Source organism: Peristeroidobacter agariperforans (genome assembly GCF_004138335.1).
GTDB lineage: Bacteria > Pseudomonadota > Gammaproteobacteria > Steroidobacterales > Steroidobacteraceae > Steroidobacter > Steroidobacter agariperforans.
On record NZ_RYFW01000005.1, the window covers coordinates 266,255 to 282,261 of the forward strand.

A 16,007-nucleotide genomic window follows, 5' to 3' on the forward strand; every position below is an offset into this window, starting at 1 on the left:
CGAAAGTGGCCGAAGACCCACAGGAGCTCAATGAGTTTTGCCTTTGTATTCCCCGGGCAGGGATCGCAGTCGGTCGGCATGATGGCCGCGCTGGCGAGTGCCGAACCGCTGGTGCAGGAAACCTTTGCCGAAGCGTCGTCGGTGCTCGGCTACGACCTGTGGCAGCTGTGCCAGCAAGGTCCCGAGGATCAACTCGGCGCCACCGAGCGCACTCAGCCGGCGATGCTCACAGCGGGTGTCGCGACCTGGCGGGTCTGGCGCAAGCACGGCGGTCCGCTGCCTGCGGCGATGGCCGGCCATAGCCTCGGCGAATATTCGGCATTGGTCTGCTCGGGCGCGCTGGATTTCAAAACCGCGGTCGCACTGGTGCAGTTTCGTGGCCGGGCCATGCAAGAAGCCGTGCCCGCCGGGCAGGGTGCGATGGCCGCGATTCTCGGTGTCGAGGATGCCGAAGTGGAAGCGGCCTGCGCCGCAGCCACCCAGAGTGGCGCCGCTGGCGAAATCGTGCAGGCTGCGAATTTCAATTCTCCAGGTCAGGTCGTGATCGCCGGCAATGCCATCGCGGTCGATCGCGCCATCGAAGTGCTGAAGTCCAAGGGCGCGAAGCGCGCGATGAAGCTACCGGTGAGCGTGCCCTCGCACACGGCGTTGATGCAGCCAGCGGCCGATCGAATGGCCGAGAAGTTACAAAGCGTGTCGTTCGCGCAGCCCGAAGTGCGCGACATCTATACGGTCGATGTGAAAACGCATCAGGGACCGGACAGCATTCGCCAGGCGTTGGTGCAACAGCTGGTGAAGCCGGTGCGCTGGACCGAAACCGTGCGCGCCATGCTCGGCGGCGGCGCCAAGGCGATCATCGAGTGTGGGCCGAAAGGCGTGCTGACCGGGCTCAATCGCCGCATCGAGAAGAACAAGGACATCGCGATGCTCTCGATCGAGGATCCCGAGAGCTTGCAACAGGCGCTCGCGGCCTGCCGGAGTCAGTCATGAGCGAGCAAGTGCTGTCGCAGGACATCGCGCTGGTCACCGGCGCTTCGCGTGGCATCGGCCGCGCCATTGCCGAGCAATTGGCGCGCAATGGTGCAACGGTCATCGGCACGGCGACCTCCGAAGCCGGCGCTCAAGGCATCACTGACTGGCTTGCCGCCGGCAACTTCAAGGGCCGCGGCCTCGTGCTGAATGTCGCCGATGCGGCCTCGAGCGAGAACGCGCTCAAGGACATCGAAGGCAAGGAAGGCGCGCTCACCATTCTGGTGAACAATGCAGGAATTACCCGCGACAACCTGCTCCTGCGCATGAAGCAGGAGGAGTGGGACGACATCATGAACACCAATCTCGCGTCGGTATTCCGGCTGTCGAAAGCGGTCCTGCGCGGCATGATGAAGGCCCGCCGGGGACGCATCATCAGCATCGCCTCGGTGGTCGGGGTGATGGGTAATGCCGGGCAAACCAATTACGCCGCGGCCAAGGCCGGCATCATCGGCTTCTCCAAATCTCTGGCACGCGAAGTGGGCTCGCGCGGCATCACGGTGAACGTGGTGGCGCCCGGCTTCATCGCGACCGACATGACCGCCAAGCTGCCGGCCGAGCAACAACAGCAGCTGAGCGCACAAGTTGCGTTGGGACGACTGGGTTCTGTCGAGGATATTGCCCATGCTGTGGCGTTTCTTGCGTCGCCACAGGCCGGCTATATCACCGGTGAAACGCTGCACGTCAACGGCGGCATGTACATGGTCTGATCGACGCCAAGTCAGGCCCAGACACCGATAAGTTTCGCAAATGTTGGCCCTTTAGGGCTCTTAACTTAGAATACGCCCCCCGTGCGACCCCACCCATGAACAAAAAGGGTCGGTCTCGAGCGAAGGGTTTAAGCACCTCATAGAGGACTCGTACACAAATGAGCAGTATTGAACAGCAGGTCAAAGCCATCGTCGCCGAACAACTGGGGGTGAAAGAGGAAGAAGTCACCAACGACGCTTCCTTCGTCGACGACCTGGGCGCCGACTCGCTCGACACGGTCGAGTTGGTCATGGCGCTGGAAGAGGAGTTCGAGACCGAGATCCCGGACGAGGACGCGGAGAAGATCACGACCGTGCAGCAGGCGATCGATTACATCACCGAGCGCCGCAACCAGGCCTAAAGGCCTCGCACACGAGCTGTCGGCGCCCACGTCGACATCTCGGCAGCGCCACGCTGAAGCATCAAGGAAGGCCGCAATCACCACGGTCTTCCGCCAGTCGCCCTCCATGTATTCTCCACGTCTTCCGTAGTTACGCTTCTGAGGTAACCGTTTGTCCAAGCGACGCGTCGTCATCACTGGTCTGGGCATCGTCTCTCCCGTCGGCTCGCAGCTCGATACGGCGTGGCGCAACGTGCTCGAAGGTAAGAGCGGCATCGTGCCGATCACTCGTTTCGATGCGAGCGCATTTCCCGTGCGCTTTCACGGCGCAGTGGCGGACTTCGATGCGGAGAAATATCTGCCGGCCAAGCGCCTGCGGAACATGGACCCGTTCATGCACTACGGCTATGCAGCCGCGGCCGATGCCATCAAGGACTCCGGCATCGTGGTGACGCCGGAGAATGCGGCACGCATCGGAGTGGCGATGGGCGCCGGCATCGGCGGCCTCGACACCATCGAGGAAAATCACACCAAGTGGATGGAGACCAAGAGCCCGAAGCGCATCTCTCCGTTCTTCGTGCCCGGCAGCATCATCAACATGATCTCCGGCCACGTCTCGATCGATTTCAAGCTCACCGGGCCGAATATCGCCACGGTGACGGCCTGCACGACCTCGACCCACTCGATCGGTCTGGCCATGCGTCTGATTCAATACGGCGATGCCGATGTGATGATCGCGGGCGCCGGTGAAATGGCGACCACGCCGCTCGGTCTCGGCAGCTTCTGCCAGGCGCGCGCGTTGTCGACGCGCAATGACGACCCGCAGGCGGCGAGCCGTCCGTGGGATAAGGATCGCGACGGCTTCGTGCTGTCCGATGGCGCCGGCTCCGTCGTACTCGAGGAATACGAGCACGCGAAGCAGCGCGGTGCTCGCATTTATGCCGAGCTCGTCGGCTTCGGCATGAGTGGCGATGCTCATCACATGACCGCGCCGCCGGAAGACGGCGAGGGCGCGCGTCTTGCCATGGCGAATGCGTTGAAGGATGCGCAGCTCAATCCGAGCGAAGTGCAGTACATCAACGCGCACGCGACTTCGACCGAGCTCGGCGACCTCGCCGAAACGTTTGCGATGAAGCGCGCCTTCGGCGATCACGCCTCGAAGCTCGCGGTCAGCTCCACCAAGTCGATGACCGGCCACCTGCTCGGCGCCGCCGGCGCGGTGGAAGCGATCTTCTCGATTCTCGCAATTCGCGATCAGGTCGCTCCGCCGACCATCAATCTGGACAATCCCGGCGAGGGTTGCGATCTCGACTACGTGCCGAAAGTCGCGCGCAAGATGCCGATCAAGGTGGCGCTGTCGAACTCGTTCGGCTTCGGCGGCACCAACGGCAGCCTGATCTTCAAGAAGCTCGATTGATCGGCCGAGGGGCTTCATGAGCGGCCCGGAGTCGCCCACGTCCCTGTCGATCGAGCGAGCGCCATTGATCCAACCCGTCAGCGCACATGCCTCGGCGCTGTTGGCGTTGCACGCCGCTTTTCCCGACCGCTATCCCGCGCTCTTCGAAAGTGCCGCTGCCGGCAACGCGCGCACACGCTTCGATATCCTGTTCGCATATCCGCAGGGGCACCTGTCGCTGCGGCGTGATGGCACGCTGAGCGGTCGAACCGGCGCGGTCGAGGGTGCTGGGCAGGACGCCCGAATGTCGTCCGCGCAGGGATCCGCAGGACCGGCCAAATTCCTTCCCGCGCTGGATCATTGGTGGCAAGCCGAGCGCGTTCGAGCTCGTGCAGACAACGAGCTGCCGTTCAGCGGGGGCTGGTTGCTTTATCTCGGCTATGAGCTCGCTGGCGAAATCGAGCCGCGATTGCATCTTCCATTGCCGGCCGCAGGCCCGATTGCCTCCGCGATTCGAGTGCCCGCAGCAATTGTTCACGAGCGGAACAGCGGCAAATCCTGGCTGGTCGCCGAAGCGGCGTTCGAGTCCTTGTTGGCGCGCATGGCAAATGATCTCGTGCACGCGCCCGCGATGATTTCGCCTCAGGCGCCATTGGTCGCGGGCGATGTGACTGAAGATGCGCCGGACAAGTTCTTGCTGAGTGTGGAGCGCGCGCTGGAATACATCGCCGCCGGCGACATCTATCAAGCGAACCTCTCGCGCAGCTGGCAAGCGAAACTGACCGCAGGCGTCACGCCTCAGCATCTGTATCGACGACTGCGCGAAACCAATCCGGCGCCCTTCAGCGGCATCGTGCGCCTCGAAGGGATCACAGTCGTCAGTTCTTCGCCGGAGCGATTGGTATCGGTGCGCGAGCGCCATGTGTCCACGCGGCCCATTGCGGGTACGCGTCCACGAGGCCAGACTGCTGCCGCCGATGTCGATCTCGCGCGCGAGCTGCACGCTCATCCCAAAGAGCGGGCCGAGCACGTGATGCTGATCGATCTGGAACGCAATGACCTGGGGCGAATCTGCGAAGCGGGCACCGTGAAGGTCGACGAGCTCATGACCATCGAGTCGTATGCGCACGTCCATCACATCGTTTCCAATGTGAGCGGCACACTGCGCCCCGAGGCGACGCCCGGCGATGTACTGCGTGCGGTGTTTCCGGGCGGCACGATCACCGGCTGTCCCAAGGTCCGCTGCATGGAGATCATCGCGGAGCTCGAAGGGGTGGCGCGTGGTGCGTACACCGGCTCGCTCGGTTATCTCAACCGGGACGGCAGCATGGACACGAACATCCTGATTCGCACGCTCGAAGTGGCGGGCGAGCGACTCACTCTGAGGGCGGGGGCCGGCATCGTTGCCGACTCCGTGCCCGAGCGCGAGTTGGCCGAGACGCGTGCGAAAGCTCGCGGCGTGCTGCGAGCGTTGGGTTCGGATACCGACGGTGTCGTGTCATGACGCTCGCCATGCTCGTCAACGGCGAAGCATCGGCGCACATTCCCGCCGACGATCGTGGTTTTCAATACGGCGACGGATTGTTCGAGACGGCGTTGCTGGTCAACGGCCGCGTGCGCTTTCTCGACGATCATTGCCAGCGTTTGTTTGCCGGGTGCGCCCGCTTGGGCATCGCCCCGCCGGATCGACAGACATTGCTGCGTGAGATCGCGCAGATTACGGCCGAGGCGGATCGCGGCGTCTTGAAAATCATCGTGACCCGTGGAGCGGGTGGACGCGGCTATCGGCCGAGCGATGCGATGTCGAGCACTCGGGTCGTGGCGCTGCATCCCTTCAATCCAGTGCCGCACGGGGCGTTACGTCTGCGGTGGTGTGACATCCGACTCGGACGCAACGCTCGGCTCGCGGGTATCAAGCATCTGAATCGACTCGAACAGGTGCTGGCGCAGAGCGAGTGGCGCGAAGGCGAGGTCGATGAGGGCTTGATGCTCGACACCGAAGGCGAAGTCGTGTGTGCGACCTCGGCCAATGTGTTCATCGTTCGTGACAATGTGCTGGTGACGCCCGATCTGCGCTTCTGCGGCGTGCAGGGCGTGATGCGCGCGCAAGTGATCAAAGCGGCCGCGAAACTGAAACTGGCGGTCAGCGAAGAGCCGCTGTGGCCGCACGATCTGGCAACGGCGAGCGAAGTCTTCATCACCAACGCGGTGCGTGGCATCCGTTCGGTGGCCTCGCTCGAGTCGTGGCAATGGACAACGTCCGACGTAGCGACACGTCTGGCGAATGCGTTATCGCTGAGCGAGTGAAGGATCGGAATGCGAACCCTGTTGCGTCTGTTCGGTGTGTTGGTTCCGTTGGGCATCGTGGCGGCAGGCGCGCTGGCATGGTGGAGCCATCAGTGGCTGCAGACGCCGATCGCGACGCTCACCGAGCCGACGGTGTTCGAAGTGCCAAGGGGTGCATCGCTACGTACCGTCGCGAGCGCGCTCAACGATCAGAGCCTGCTCGATCAGCCGTTGGTCTTCACGGCGTGGGCGCGCATCACCAGGCGCGATCACTCGTTGAAGGCAGGCGAATATCAGCTCACGCCGGGGCTGACGCCGAGCGGGTTGCTCGAGCTGCTCAACTCAGGCGAGGTTCTGCTCCATAGCATCACCTTCATCGAAGGCTCGACCTTCGCCGACATTCGCAAAGCGCTTGCGCAGTCGCCATCGATCCGCGGCGACTATGCCGCGCGTTCGCCGGAAGACATCATGCGCGCGCTCGGCCAGCCCGATCTGCATCCGGAAGGGCAGTTCTTTCCGGACACCTATCGCTTCGCCCGCAACACCACCGACATCGAATTGCTCGGCATGGCGTTCAGACGCATGCAGCAGGAAGTGAAGACGGTCTGGGAATCGCGAGCTAAGGATTTGCCGCTGGCCGGCCCGTACGAAGCGCTGATTCTGGCCTCCATCGTCGAGAAGGAAACGGCCTTGGATTCCGAGCGGCCGCAGATCGCGGGCGTGTTCGTCGAGCGCCTGCGGCGGGGCATGCGACTGCAGACCGATCCGACGGTCATCTATGGCATGATGAGCGCGTACGACGGCAACATCCGCCGCACGGATCTGTTGCGCGATACCCCGTACAACACGTACACGCGCTCGGGCTTGCCGCCGACACCCATCGCACTGCCCGGACTGGATTCCCTGCGGGCAGCGGTGAATCCCGAGAGCAACGGCGCATTGTTCTTCGTAGCGACGGGTAATGGCGATGGCAGTCATTACTTCTCGCGGACGCTGGCCGAGCACAACGCCGCTGTAAAACGTTATCTGCAGAAGTTGCGCAGTAAGAGATGATGCACGGTAAGTTCATCACTATCGAAGGCGGCGAGGGCGTGGGCAAATCCACGCAGATCGGTCGTCTCAAGGATTTCGTCGCCGAGCAGGGCGTCGAGGTGGTGGTGACGCGTGAGCCCGGCGGCACGCACCGCGCCGAGCGCATTCGTGAGTTGCTGTTGGAAACGAACGACGAGCCAATGCCGAGCACGTGCGAGTTGCTGCTCATGTTCGCGGCGCGTTCGACGCACATCGAGAATGTCATTCGACCGGCGTTGGCGCGTGGCGCATGTGTGATTTGCGACCGGTTCACGGATGCGACCTACGCCTACCAGGGCGGCGGCCGGCACTTGCCGACCGAGAACATCGCGACACTGGAACGGATGGTGCAAGGAACGTTGCGTCCCGATCTGACGCTGTTGCTCGATGCACCGCTCGAGGTCAGTGCGGCGCGCGCCAGCGCGAGAAATGCAGCTGCAGGAACGAGCGATCGTTTCGAACAGGAGCGGCAGGAATTTTTCGAGCGGGTCCGTGCGGCTTATCTCGATCGTGCACGCCAGGAGCCGAAGCGCTTCGCCATCATCGATGCCACCGAGAGTCTGGAAGCGGTGACTGTCGCCATTCAGCAGGTCATCGCCGAGCGCCTGTTGAAGTTGTCCCCGGCGCAGCGTTCATAACCCACAGTTACAATTCAAGTCATGGCCAAGAAAGAGGAACAAGCCGAGCCGCAACCCTTGCCGAGCCCCCGCTTGTTGCCGTGGCACTCGGCGGCGATCGGACAGCTGCGTCAGGCGTGGACGGCGAACCGTTTGCCGCACGCGATTCTCGTGCAGGGCGCCGAAGGGCTCGGCACCGAATCGTTTGCAGCGTGGCTCGCGGCGGCGGTGCTTTGTGAGAAGTCGGTCGATGGCGCGCTCGAAGTTTGTGGCGCGTGCGCGAGCTGTGCGCTCATCAAAGCGGGCTCGCATCCGGACCTGTACTGGGTCGCGCCCGAAGCAGACAAGACGCAGCTCTCGGTCGATCAGGTGCGCGCGGCCTGCGAGGAGTTGTCGAAGACCAGCTTCCGACAAGGCTATAAGGTCGCCATCATCGAGCCGGCCCATCAGATGACGCCGGGCGCGGCGAACAGCGTGCTGAAGACCTTGGAAGAGCCTTCGAAGGGCAGCTTGCTCGTGTTGCTCACATCGCGGCCGTCGGGCCTGTTGCCGACCGTGCGCAGTCGCTGTCAGAAGCTCACTATCACGCGTCCATCGACGGCCGATGCGATGGCCTGGCTGCAGCAGGAGTCGGGCAAGGCAGTCTCGCCGGCGCTGCTGGAGTTCAGCGGCGGGGCCCCGCTCAAAGCGCTGGCCTACGCCGATGGCGCCTTCGATGCGCTCAACCAGCACATGCAGAAATCCCTACGCGATTTGCTCAGCGGCGACGCCGATGTGACCCAGGTCGCGGCGGAGTGGGAAAAAGACGCGCTCATCGACCGGCTGATCTGGCTCGACTTGTGGCTGTCGGCGCTCGCGCGCACAGGGATTGCCGGAAGTGACGATCGGGTCACGTTCCCAGGGGGACCTGCGCACTTGCCAAGCCCGTCGCGGCCGTTGAACATAAGCGCGCTGTACAGCATGGTGGACCGCACCCGGGCCTTGAAAGCGCAACTGGCCCGTACCGCGCTCCAACGCGAGCTGGCCGTGGAATCCTGGCTGATCGCTCTGCTGGAAGTGCTGGCGCCTGGGAAGGCGCCGGTGGCGCGCGCGAGCTGAGTCTTTTTCTCAAGGTCGGAAAGATCGCATGGTGATGCGTCAACCCAGCAGCAAGCCCGGTTTGCTGACTCTGACAATCAAGGACAAGAGCGCCTTGTACCTGGCCTATATGCCGTTCGTGAAGAACGGCGGCCTGTTCATTCCGACCAACAGCAATTACCGGCTCGGCGATGAAGTATTCATGCTGCTGAACCTGATGGGCGAGGACGAAAAGCTACCGGTCGCCGGCCGTGTGATCTGGATGACGCCGAAGGGCGCGCAGGGCAAACGCACCGCCGGCATCGGCGTGCAGTTCAGCGAACAGGATCGGGGCAATACTCAGCGCAAGATCGAGAGCTATCTGGCGGGCGCCCTCGGCGGCGATAAGCCGACGCACACGATGTGAGCAGCTCCGGCGGCGCTATTTCTTCAAATTCGCCGCGTTCATCCCGCCTTTCAGTACCGACGCATTCAAATCCCGCTCGGCCAGAATGTAGGCTGCGGCGGAGCTGCGTCGGCCAGTATCGCAGACCACGACGTAGTGAACCTTCGGGTCGAGCGTTCTCAATTTCAGCCGGATGAAGTACAGCGGCAGGTTGAGCGCATCTTCGATGTGAAAGTTGTCGAACTCGCTGGGCAACCGCACGTCGAGCCACTTGCCGCCCTTGGCGACGATGTCCTTGGCTTGATCGAACGTCACCCAGTGCAGCATCGGCTCGTTCAGCAGCTTGCGGAAATCGTCCTTGGCCAGGCGCATCAGCGCGCCGTCGGTGAGCATGGTGATATTGGCGTTGCGCTTGGCATCGGCGATCAAGGCTTCTTCGCCGAAGGTGTCGCCCATGCTGAGCTCGGCGAGCTTGATGCCGGCCTTGTTCAGCGGCGTCTCGCGCGTCACCACGCATCGGCCTTTGACGATCACATAGAAATAATCGCCGTCGTCGCCTTGTTTGATGATGACGTCGCCGGCCTTGGCTTCCTGGCGTTGCATGCGCATGAAGATCGCCTGGATGTTCGCCGGCGGAATGCGATGGAACGCCTTGGTCTGCAACAGTGTCGTCATCCAGTCGTCGCTCGCGGGCGTCTGCTCGTTCGCACTGCTCAACTCGCCGACTTCGTAGGAGCCGGTTTGATCCCAGGTGAGCATCATGTCGAGCATGTCGCTGTCCATGACCATGAACTCGACGCGATCGGATACGGCGCGCGCGGTGTAACGTCGCGGTGTGAATGGTGCGATGGGGTTGCGAGCTTCCGGAGAACCGCCACGCAACACGGTGACGGCTCGATCGTCACGCAGCAACTCGAGGACACCGCTCACCAGGTAATACGTGCGCTTGTCGCTGTCGCCCTCCTTGAACAACAAGCGCCCCGCAGAGAGTTCGCGGAGCACGGTTTTGCGCGCCAGCGTCTGCAGATTCTCGGGCTTTAATCCGTCGAGCGGGGAAAATGACCGAAGCAGGCCAAGATCGAGCGGCTTGCTCTCCATGTGTCTCCAGTATCGAAGGGCCGGTTGCCCGAGCAACGCGACGGACGGCGCCGCGGATCCAGGGCAGATCTGGGCTGACAGATCCGTCGGGGATGGTAGCACAGCCCCTTTGCCGGTAAGACCGCGCTACCGGCCTCGATCAACGCAGTAAATCCCACCCTTCGTCCGGCGCAAATCTGTCACCGTGGGAATTTTGTAACTCTTGTAATCGGGCGACGACGGCATCGACACCGCGCGCACGCGCGTATTGCAAAGGACCGCCTCGGAACGGCGCAAAGCCCGCACCGAAGATCACGCCAGCGTCGATGAGATCCGCATCCTCCACGATGCGTTGCCGCAGCACCGCGACCGCTTCGTTGACCAAAGGCAGCAGCAGGCGATCCTGCAGATCATCGGGCGCGCTCTGACCGGTATAGGGCGGTTTCACCGGCTTGTCGTTCTGCCACACATAGAAGCCTTCACCCGTTTTCTTGCCAAATTTCTTGGCCGAGAAGCGCGTCGCCAGCACCGGCGGCACTTCGGCACCGGTCTCGAAGAAAACTTTGCCCACGCTCATGACCACGTCCAGACCGACCACGTCGGCCAGTTCGATGGGTCCCATCGGCATGCCGAACTCCTCCGCGGCCCGATCGATCAGCGCGAGTGGAATGCCTTCCTGAGCGGCGCGCACCGCTTCGCTCAAGTACGGCATCAACACTCGATTGACGAGAAATCCCGGCGCGCTGTGACAAGGGATGGCGAGCTTGTCGATCTGCCGTGCGAAGGCGAGGCCCGCCTGGATTTCTTTGGGATCCGTGTCCGCCGCGTGAATCACTTCGACCAGCGGCATGCGCGCCACGGGATTGAAAAAATGCAGACCGATGAGTCGCTGGGGTTGCGTAAGTTTTTCGGCGAGTTGCTCGAGCACGATGCTCGAGGTGTTGGTGGCGAGCACGGCATTCGGCTTCATCTGCGGCTCGAGACGGGCGTACAACTCTTGCTTCGCCTGCAGGTTCTCGAAGATCGCTTCGATCACAAGATCCGCCTGCGGCACGCCGGCCCCGGGAACGTCGGCCTGCAGCCGAGCGAGCACTTCATTGCGCTTGGCTGGATCGGGGTAACGCTTCTCGAAGAATTTTCTTGCGCGCTCCATGGCGGGCGCGACGTATTTTTCCTCGCGATCCTGCAGCGTGACGGTGAGACCGCGCGCTGCGCACCAGGCAGCAATGTCGCCGCCCATCACGCCGGCACCGACGACGTGTACATGCTTCAGCGGCTCGCCGCTCTTGCCTGCGGATTTCAGCCGCTCTTGCAGGAAGAACACACGCACGAGATTGCGTGACGTCGGCGTACACAACAGGTTGCCCATCGAGCGGGCTTCGGCCTCGTAGGCGCGCTCGCCCGAGGCGCCATATTCCTGCCACAACTCGATCAGCTTGTAGGGAGCAGGGTAGTGCTCGGGGCGTGCGCGCTTCGCGACCTGCGAGCGCATTTGCCCGGCGAGAATGGGCCGTACCAGCCCCAGATTCAGCAGCCGATGCTTCAGCGACATCGTCTTTACGGGCGGCGGACTGAGCGCCATCGAGCGGGCGACGTCACGCAGCTGGGCGGCCGGGGCGAGCTTGTCGACCAGGCCCATCTGCAGCGCCTGCTTGGGCCGGATGTGTCGGCCCGTGAGCATCAGATCCATCGCGGCAATCGGCCCGGCCAGTTGGACGGCGCGCACTGTGCCGCCCAGGCCCGGATGCACACCCAGCTGCACTTCCGGAAATCCGAGCGTGACCGAGGCATCGTCGGCGGCTACGCGGTAACGACAGGCCAGGGCGACTTCCAGGCCGCCGCCGAGTGCGAACCCATTGATCGCGGCGACGGTGACACAACGCAGGTTGGCCAGCTTGTCGACCACCTGCTGACCCTGCCGGATCATCTGATAAGCGGCCTCGGGCGAGTCGATGCCGACGAATCCCTTGATGTCGGCGCCGGCGATGAATCCGGGTTTGGCCGAGGTAACGATCAATGCTTTGGGCGGCGTGCGAGCCAGCGCCGTGAGAATGGCGTCGAGCTCTTCCATCACCTCTCGCGACAGGCTGTTCACCGCCGCATTGGCCTTGTCGACGATCAGCCAGGCAATGCCGTTCGCTTCGGTTTCCAAACGCCAATGAGCGGCGCCGCTGGCAGCGGCCGTAGCTTCGGTCATGATCGACTCCGCTTGTTGTTCAGGTTCTGGGCCGGATGTTGAAATCGCAGATCAAGGGCCGGTGGTCGGAGAACCGCACGTCCGGCACATCGAATTGAGTGACCTCGATGCCGTTGGAATACAGCACGAAGTCCAGCTCCTTGCGGGGCTTGTTGCTGGGGTAGGAGGGCAGGCCGAGCCGATTGGCGCTCTTCAGGCCCGAGGCCTCCATGAACAGATAGATCTCGTGATCGCCCCAGAAGGTATTGAAGTCGCCGGCCACGATCACCGGCTTGCTGGCGCGCTTCACCAGCTCGTGCAGGTGACGCAGCTGGTCGTGGCGATGGCGGAACTTCAGCGACAGGTGCACGAGAAAGATCGCGCACTCCTCGAGTTCCAGCTCGATGATCAGGCGCTTGATGCCGGTTTCGAAATAATGGAAGCGCTCGCCCTCGACGCGCGGCGCGGCCAGAAACGCGTTGCCCTGTTTGCGTACGATGGGCATCAGCTGGTTGATGGAGGCGGTGCCGTATTTGCACTGGTAGGTCGAGTAATGGCCGAGCGAATCGGCGATCTGCTTGGCCTGGTTGACCAGCCCGGAGCGGATCGAGCCGGTGTCGATCTCGATCAACCCCACCAGGTCCGGATCCAGGGACTTGAGCCACTCGGTAATGCCATTCAGGACGCGCGGATTGCTGCGGAGGTAGCCTGCGCCCGGCACCGGCAGGTGGAAGGCCGGGCCGAAACCGGTGGCGTACCGGATGTTGTACAGGACGAAGCGCATCTGTGGCGTGAGCTCAAACCATCGGCGTGGGACCGCGGGCGGGGCCGCATTCTACAGCAGCATTATGGATTAGAATGGGGCCATCATCGCGGCGGGAGCCAGCCAAGTGGGCAGCGTTTCTCAACAAAATCCGGTGCGGGTGTTCGTCAGCCATGCGTTCGAGCCCTCGGACGATTATCACCGCGTGTTCGAGTATCTGGAGAGTTCGCACAATTTCTACTACCGCAACTGTAGCAACCCGGAGTTCGCCACCAGTTCGCGCGAGGCGATGAAGGACGAATTACGCAAGCAGATCAACCTGGCCGAGGTGGTGATCGTGCCGGCGGCGCTGTACCAGCGGCATCGGGAGTTGATCGACTTCCAGTTGAACTGCGCCAAGGGCTTCGAAAAGCCGGTGATCGTGCTGGAGAAATTCGGCGTCAGGGAGAAGGTGCCGGTGCAGCTGGAGGCGCTCGGCGATGAGATCGTCGAGTGGAACGAGCGCTCGATCGCGGACGCGATCCGCCGGCAGGCCCGTCACGAGGACACGGCCCGCTGGGACACGATCGAGTTCAAGCTGGACTAGTCGAAAGGGACTCAGTCTTCGCCCACGGCGCGCAGCTTCGGCGCTCGCTGCGCCGCCTGCAGGCGGGCCAGGACACCAAGCATGCCAACGATCCGAACGGCGAAGCCGCCGGCCTCCAGGTCGGACATCTTGCGGACGGTCGCCTGAATCGCATTCTCGCCCTTCATCGGGCGCACGCAGCACATGGCGGAGCTCAATGAGCTGAATTCGTCGCGGATCTCCCGCGGCAGTTCGTCTTCTTCCAGATCGGCAAGGTGCTCGCGATAGGCTTCGACGAGGCGATGCTTGATCGGCCCGGCCGAGGCAAGCACGACCGTCGCGGCGAAAAAATTCTCCCAGGCGCTGCTCATTCAACTGACTCCCGGATGGGTTAGCCGCTGATGGCGCCAAGGATCACACGATCATTCCAGCAACAACAACGGCGAGCGATAGCTGAGAAGTTACTCAGTCGCCCGGCGGCATTTTTTCCATCCGCTCAAGCGTCTATGGCCGGAATATACTCCAGCGACTTCGAAAGGCAACGGCCCTGAGAGAGTTTTTTGGCAGTGCGATCCGGAGGACGCCCCGATGTGGTCGCTTTGCTTAGGTAGTGCTCTCCGGCAGGTCAGCATAGAAGCGTAATCGTCTCAATATGATGCCGGTGCGGGATGCGCCCGAGACCTTGCACGCGCTTACACTCGCCCTCATCTATGGCCGTTCGGAACGGCATCAGGCGGCGAGGTGACAATGGCCACAGGTTGGGCCGGTGACGGCGCAGTTCAGGATCAGATCGACGCGACCGTGAAGGACGCCGTCGAGCGCGCCAAGAGTCTGCTGCCCAGCGGTCCGGGCCTGACCCACTGTGCCGACTGCGGCGCCGAGATTCCCGAGGCCCGCCGCAAAGCCATCGCGGGCGTGCGCCTGTGCATCCTCTGCCAGGAAGCTGAAGATAAAGAGCAGGCTGCGTTCAGCGGCTACAACCGGCGCGGCAGTAAAGACAGCCAGCTGCGCTGACGAAGAACATTTAGAAACATCTCCAAGCTCGCGAGCTCATGACTCGCGAGCAGTTTGCCGTTGAGTTTCTGCAACGTGGATTTGAAAACGAGAGAGTTTCCTCTCAGATCTGATCAACGGGCAACAACTAAGATGGGACGTCCGCTCACGGATCGAGCCGCGACTCGACAGCCGTGACGACGTCCGCGCCGGAGCACAACTGCTTCGTGCACATCAATAAAAACCCGATAGGAAGTCATCATGAGAGACATCGATCGTCACAACGGCTTGCGCACAGTACTGGGCGTATGTGTAGCGACAGCCTTGTTGAGTGTGAGTACGTTTTCTGTGGCGCAGGAGGAGGAGGCCGATGCCACGACGTTGCCGCAGGTCGAACAGAAGCTGAAGAAGCTGAGAAAGCACGTGAAGCAGCTCGAGATGCAAGTCGGTGAGCTGCAGGCGAGAGACAGGTATGTGGATGCTGAGGTCGACTGCGCAGCGGGCGGCAGCATCAACGACGTATTGCAGTTGCATGCGAACGGCTTGGGACTGCTGACTATCTACATCAAAGGGACCTGCACTGAAGCTGTCGTGATCGAGCGCAGTAACGTCACCCTGAACGGCGTTGTGGAGGCAGCGACTATACAGGCGCCCTCGGCGCCGCTGTTCTCGGTGAACGTGACCAACGGTGCTCACGATGTCCGAATCGAAAATCTGACGCTGCGAGGGCCGCAGGGAGGTGCAGCGGTCAACAAGAACTCCCACGCCGTGTTCAGGAACATCATCGCCGAGCAGACCAACCTCGCGATGGTGGCGTCCGACAATGGCACGATGGAAATCACCCAGGCGACGATCCGCTCGAGCAACGTCGGTGTCTATGCATCCCGCGGCGGCGTGGCACTGGTCAGCAACAGCACGATCGAGCAGAACGTCACAGGCTTGCTCGCGTTCAAGGGCGGCACGGTCAATGCCACCAGCCTGACGCCGGACGGCATCGGGCCCGACATCGTCCTGGTACGCAACAATACAACCGGCGGCGTCGCGCGCTCCGGTGGCGTGCTCGAGCTATCCGACACCACGGTGGTGAACAACACCGGCGTCGGCCTGCTCGCGGACAGCGGGTCGTCCATTCATTTCTTCAATTCGGTGAATGGCAACAAGAACTTTGTCAGCAACAACGTCGGCACCGGAGTTCACGTGGCGAAGACTGCCTCCGTGGTGTTCAGCGATGCGAGCGGAACCATCGTGGGCAACAGCATCGGAATCTTTTGCGCGCCCAACAGCAGCGGCTATGTCGCACCGTCGGGCCCCGGCACCGTGACTGCCAACAGGGCCGTTGACATCTTGAACTGCGCTCCGTAACGAGACTCGCGACAGTGCAGCTCAGCCGGGCCAGCGCAACGTGGCCCGGCTTCTGACAGGTGAGACGTCGTTCGGCGCTGGCAATCGGCGAATTATCTGGCTCCTTCGACCGATGGCGGG

The 16,007-nt window shown here is 62.6% G+C and carries 17 protein-coding genes; 13 read left to right on the forward strand and 4 right to left on the reverse strand.

The window, feature by feature from the left end:
- Positions 1 to 30: 30 nt before the first annotated feature.
- From fabD to EK373_RS28990, 10 genes are all read left to right on the forward strand, one after another.
- Positions 31 to 990 carry an ACP S-malonyltransferase gene (fabD, locus tag EK373_RS28945; protein ID WP_129648429.1) on the forward strand — a complete coding sequence of 320 codons (960 nt, stop codon included), beginning with the start codon at positions 31 to 33 and terminating at the stop codon, positions 988 to 990.
- Positions 987 to 1,739 carry a 3-oxoacyl-ACP reductase FabG gene (gene fabG, locus EK373_RS28950; RefSeq protein ID WP_129648431.1) on the forward strand — a complete coding sequence of 251 codons (753 nt, stop codon included), beginning with the start codon at positions 987 to 989 and terminating at the stop codon, positions 1,737 to 1,739. The genes fabD and fabG overlap by 4 nt, the downstream gene beginning before the upstream one ends.
- A gap of 158 nt (positions 1,740 to 1,897) precedes the next feature.
- A complete protein-coding gene (gene acpP, locus EK373_RS28955; protein WP_066920125.1) occupies positions 1,898 to 2,140 on the forward strand; it encodes an acyl carrier protein in 243 nt (80 codons plus the stop codon).
- A gap of 151 nt (positions 2,141 to 2,291) precedes the next feature.
- A complete protein-coding gene (gene fabF, locus EK373_RS28960; RefSeq protein ID WP_129648433.1) occupies positions 2,292 to 3,536 on the forward strand; it encodes a beta-ketoacyl-ACP synthase II in 1,245 nt (414 codons plus the stop codon).
- Between the two features lie 16 nt (positions 3,537 to 3,552).
- The gene (locus EK373_RS28965) at positions 3,553 to 5,019 is read left to right on the forward strand and encodes an aminodeoxychorismate synthase component I (protein ID WP_129648435.1); all 1,467 of its coding nucleotides are present in this window, start codon (positions 3,553 to 3,555) and stop codon (positions 5,017 to 5,019) included.
- Complete coding sequence (pabC, locus tag EK373_RS28970; protein WP_129648436.1) at positions 5,016 to 5,822, forward strand: aminodeoxychorismate lyase; 807 nt, start codon at positions 5,016 to 5,018, stop codon at positions 5,820 to 5,822. Before EK373_RS28965 ends, pabC begins: the two co-directional genes overlap by 4 nt.
- A 9-nt stretch (positions 5,823 to 5,831) precedes the next feature.
- Positions 5,832 to 6,854, forward strand: a complete 1,023-nt coding sequence (gene mltG, locus EK373_RS28975; protein WP_129648438.1) for an endolytic transglycosylase MltG — start codon at positions 5,832 to 5,834, stop codon at positions 6,852 to 6,854.
- A complete protein-coding gene (gene tmk, locus EK373_RS28980) occupies positions 6,854 to 7,510 on the forward strand; it encodes a dTMP kinase (protein ID WP_129648568.1) in 657 nt (218 codons plus the stop codon). Before mltG ends, tmk begins: the two co-directional genes overlap by 1 nt.
- A gap of 21 nt (positions 7,511 to 7,531) precedes the next feature.
- The gene (gene holB, locus EK373_RS28985; RefSeq protein WP_129648440.1) at positions 7,532 to 8,587 is read left to right on the forward strand and encodes a DNA polymerase III subunit delta'; all 1,056 of its coding nucleotides are present in this window, start codon (positions 7,532 to 7,534) and stop codon (positions 8,585 to 8,587) included.
- Positions 8,588 to 8,621: 34 nt separating this feature from the next.
- Positions 8,622 to 8,972, forward strand: coding sequence for a PilZ domain-containing protein (locus EK373_RS28990; RefSeq protein WP_129648570.1), 351 nt, complete (start codon positions 8,622 to 8,624; stop codon positions 8,970 to 8,972).
- A 15-nt stretch (positions 8,973 to 8,987) separates the two neighbouring features.
- On the opposite strand, the gene EK373_RS28995 is transcribed toward EK373_RS28990, so the two are convergent.
- The 3 genes from EK373_RS28995 to EK373_RS29005 form a co-directional block, all read right to left on the reverse strand.
- A complete protein-coding gene (locus EK373_RS28995) occupies positions 8,988 to 10,049 on the reverse strand; it encodes a cyclic nucleotide-binding domain-containing protein (RefSeq protein WP_129648442.1) in 1,062 nt (353 codons plus the stop codon).
- A gap of 139 nt (positions 10,050 to 10,188) precedes the next feature.
- On the reverse strand, positions 10,189 to 12,225 hold the full coding sequence (locus tag EK373_RS29000) for a 3-hydroxyacyl-CoA dehydrogenase NAD-binding domain-containing protein (protein WP_129648444.1): 2,037 nt from the start codon (positions 12,223 to 12,225) through the stop codon (positions 10,189 to 10,191).
- Positions 12,226 to 12,244: 19 nt separating this feature from the next.
- Positions 12,245 to 12,988, reverse strand: a complete 744-nt coding sequence (locus EK373_RS29005; RefSeq protein ID WP_129648446.1) for an endonuclease/exonuclease/phosphatase family protein — start codon at positions 12,986 to 12,988, stop codon at positions 12,245 to 12,247.
- A gap of 106 nt (positions 12,989 to 13,094) precedes the next feature.
- Here EK373_RS29005 and EK373_RS29010 point away from each other — a divergent pair, with 106 nt between their 5' ends.
- Positions 13,095 to 13,553: a TIR domain-containing protein gene (locus tag EK373_RS29010; protein ID WP_129648448.1), complete on the forward strand. Its 459-nt coding sequence runs from the start codon at positions 13,095 to 13,097 to the stop codon at positions 13,551 to 13,553.
- Between the two features lie 11 nt (positions 13,554 to 13,564).
- Here the strand turns inward: EK373_RS29010 and EK373_RS29015 are convergent, their stop codons facing one another.
- Complete coding sequence (locus EK373_RS29015) at positions 13,565 to 13,903, reverse strand: hypothetical protein (RefSeq protein ID WP_129648450.1); 339 nt, start codon at positions 13,901 to 13,903, stop codon at positions 13,565 to 13,567.
- 376 nt (positions 13,904 to 14,279) lie between these two features.
- Here EK373_RS29015 and EK373_RS29020 point away from each other — a divergent pair, with 376 nt between their 5' ends.
- Complete coding sequence (locus tag EK373_RS29020) at positions 14,280 to 14,546, forward strand: DksA/TraR family C4-type zinc finger protein (RefSeq protein ID WP_129648452.1); 267 nt, start codon at positions 14,280 to 14,282, stop codon at positions 14,544 to 14,546.
- Between the two features lie 240 nt (positions 14,547 to 14,786).
- Positions 14,787 to 15,887: a right-handed parallel beta-helix repeat-containing protein gene (locus EK373_RS29025; protein ID WP_129648454.1), complete on the forward strand. Its 1,101-nt coding sequence runs from the start codon at positions 14,787 to 14,789 to the stop codon at positions 15,885 to 15,887.
- Positions 15,888 to 16,007 lie beyond the last annotated feature (120 nt).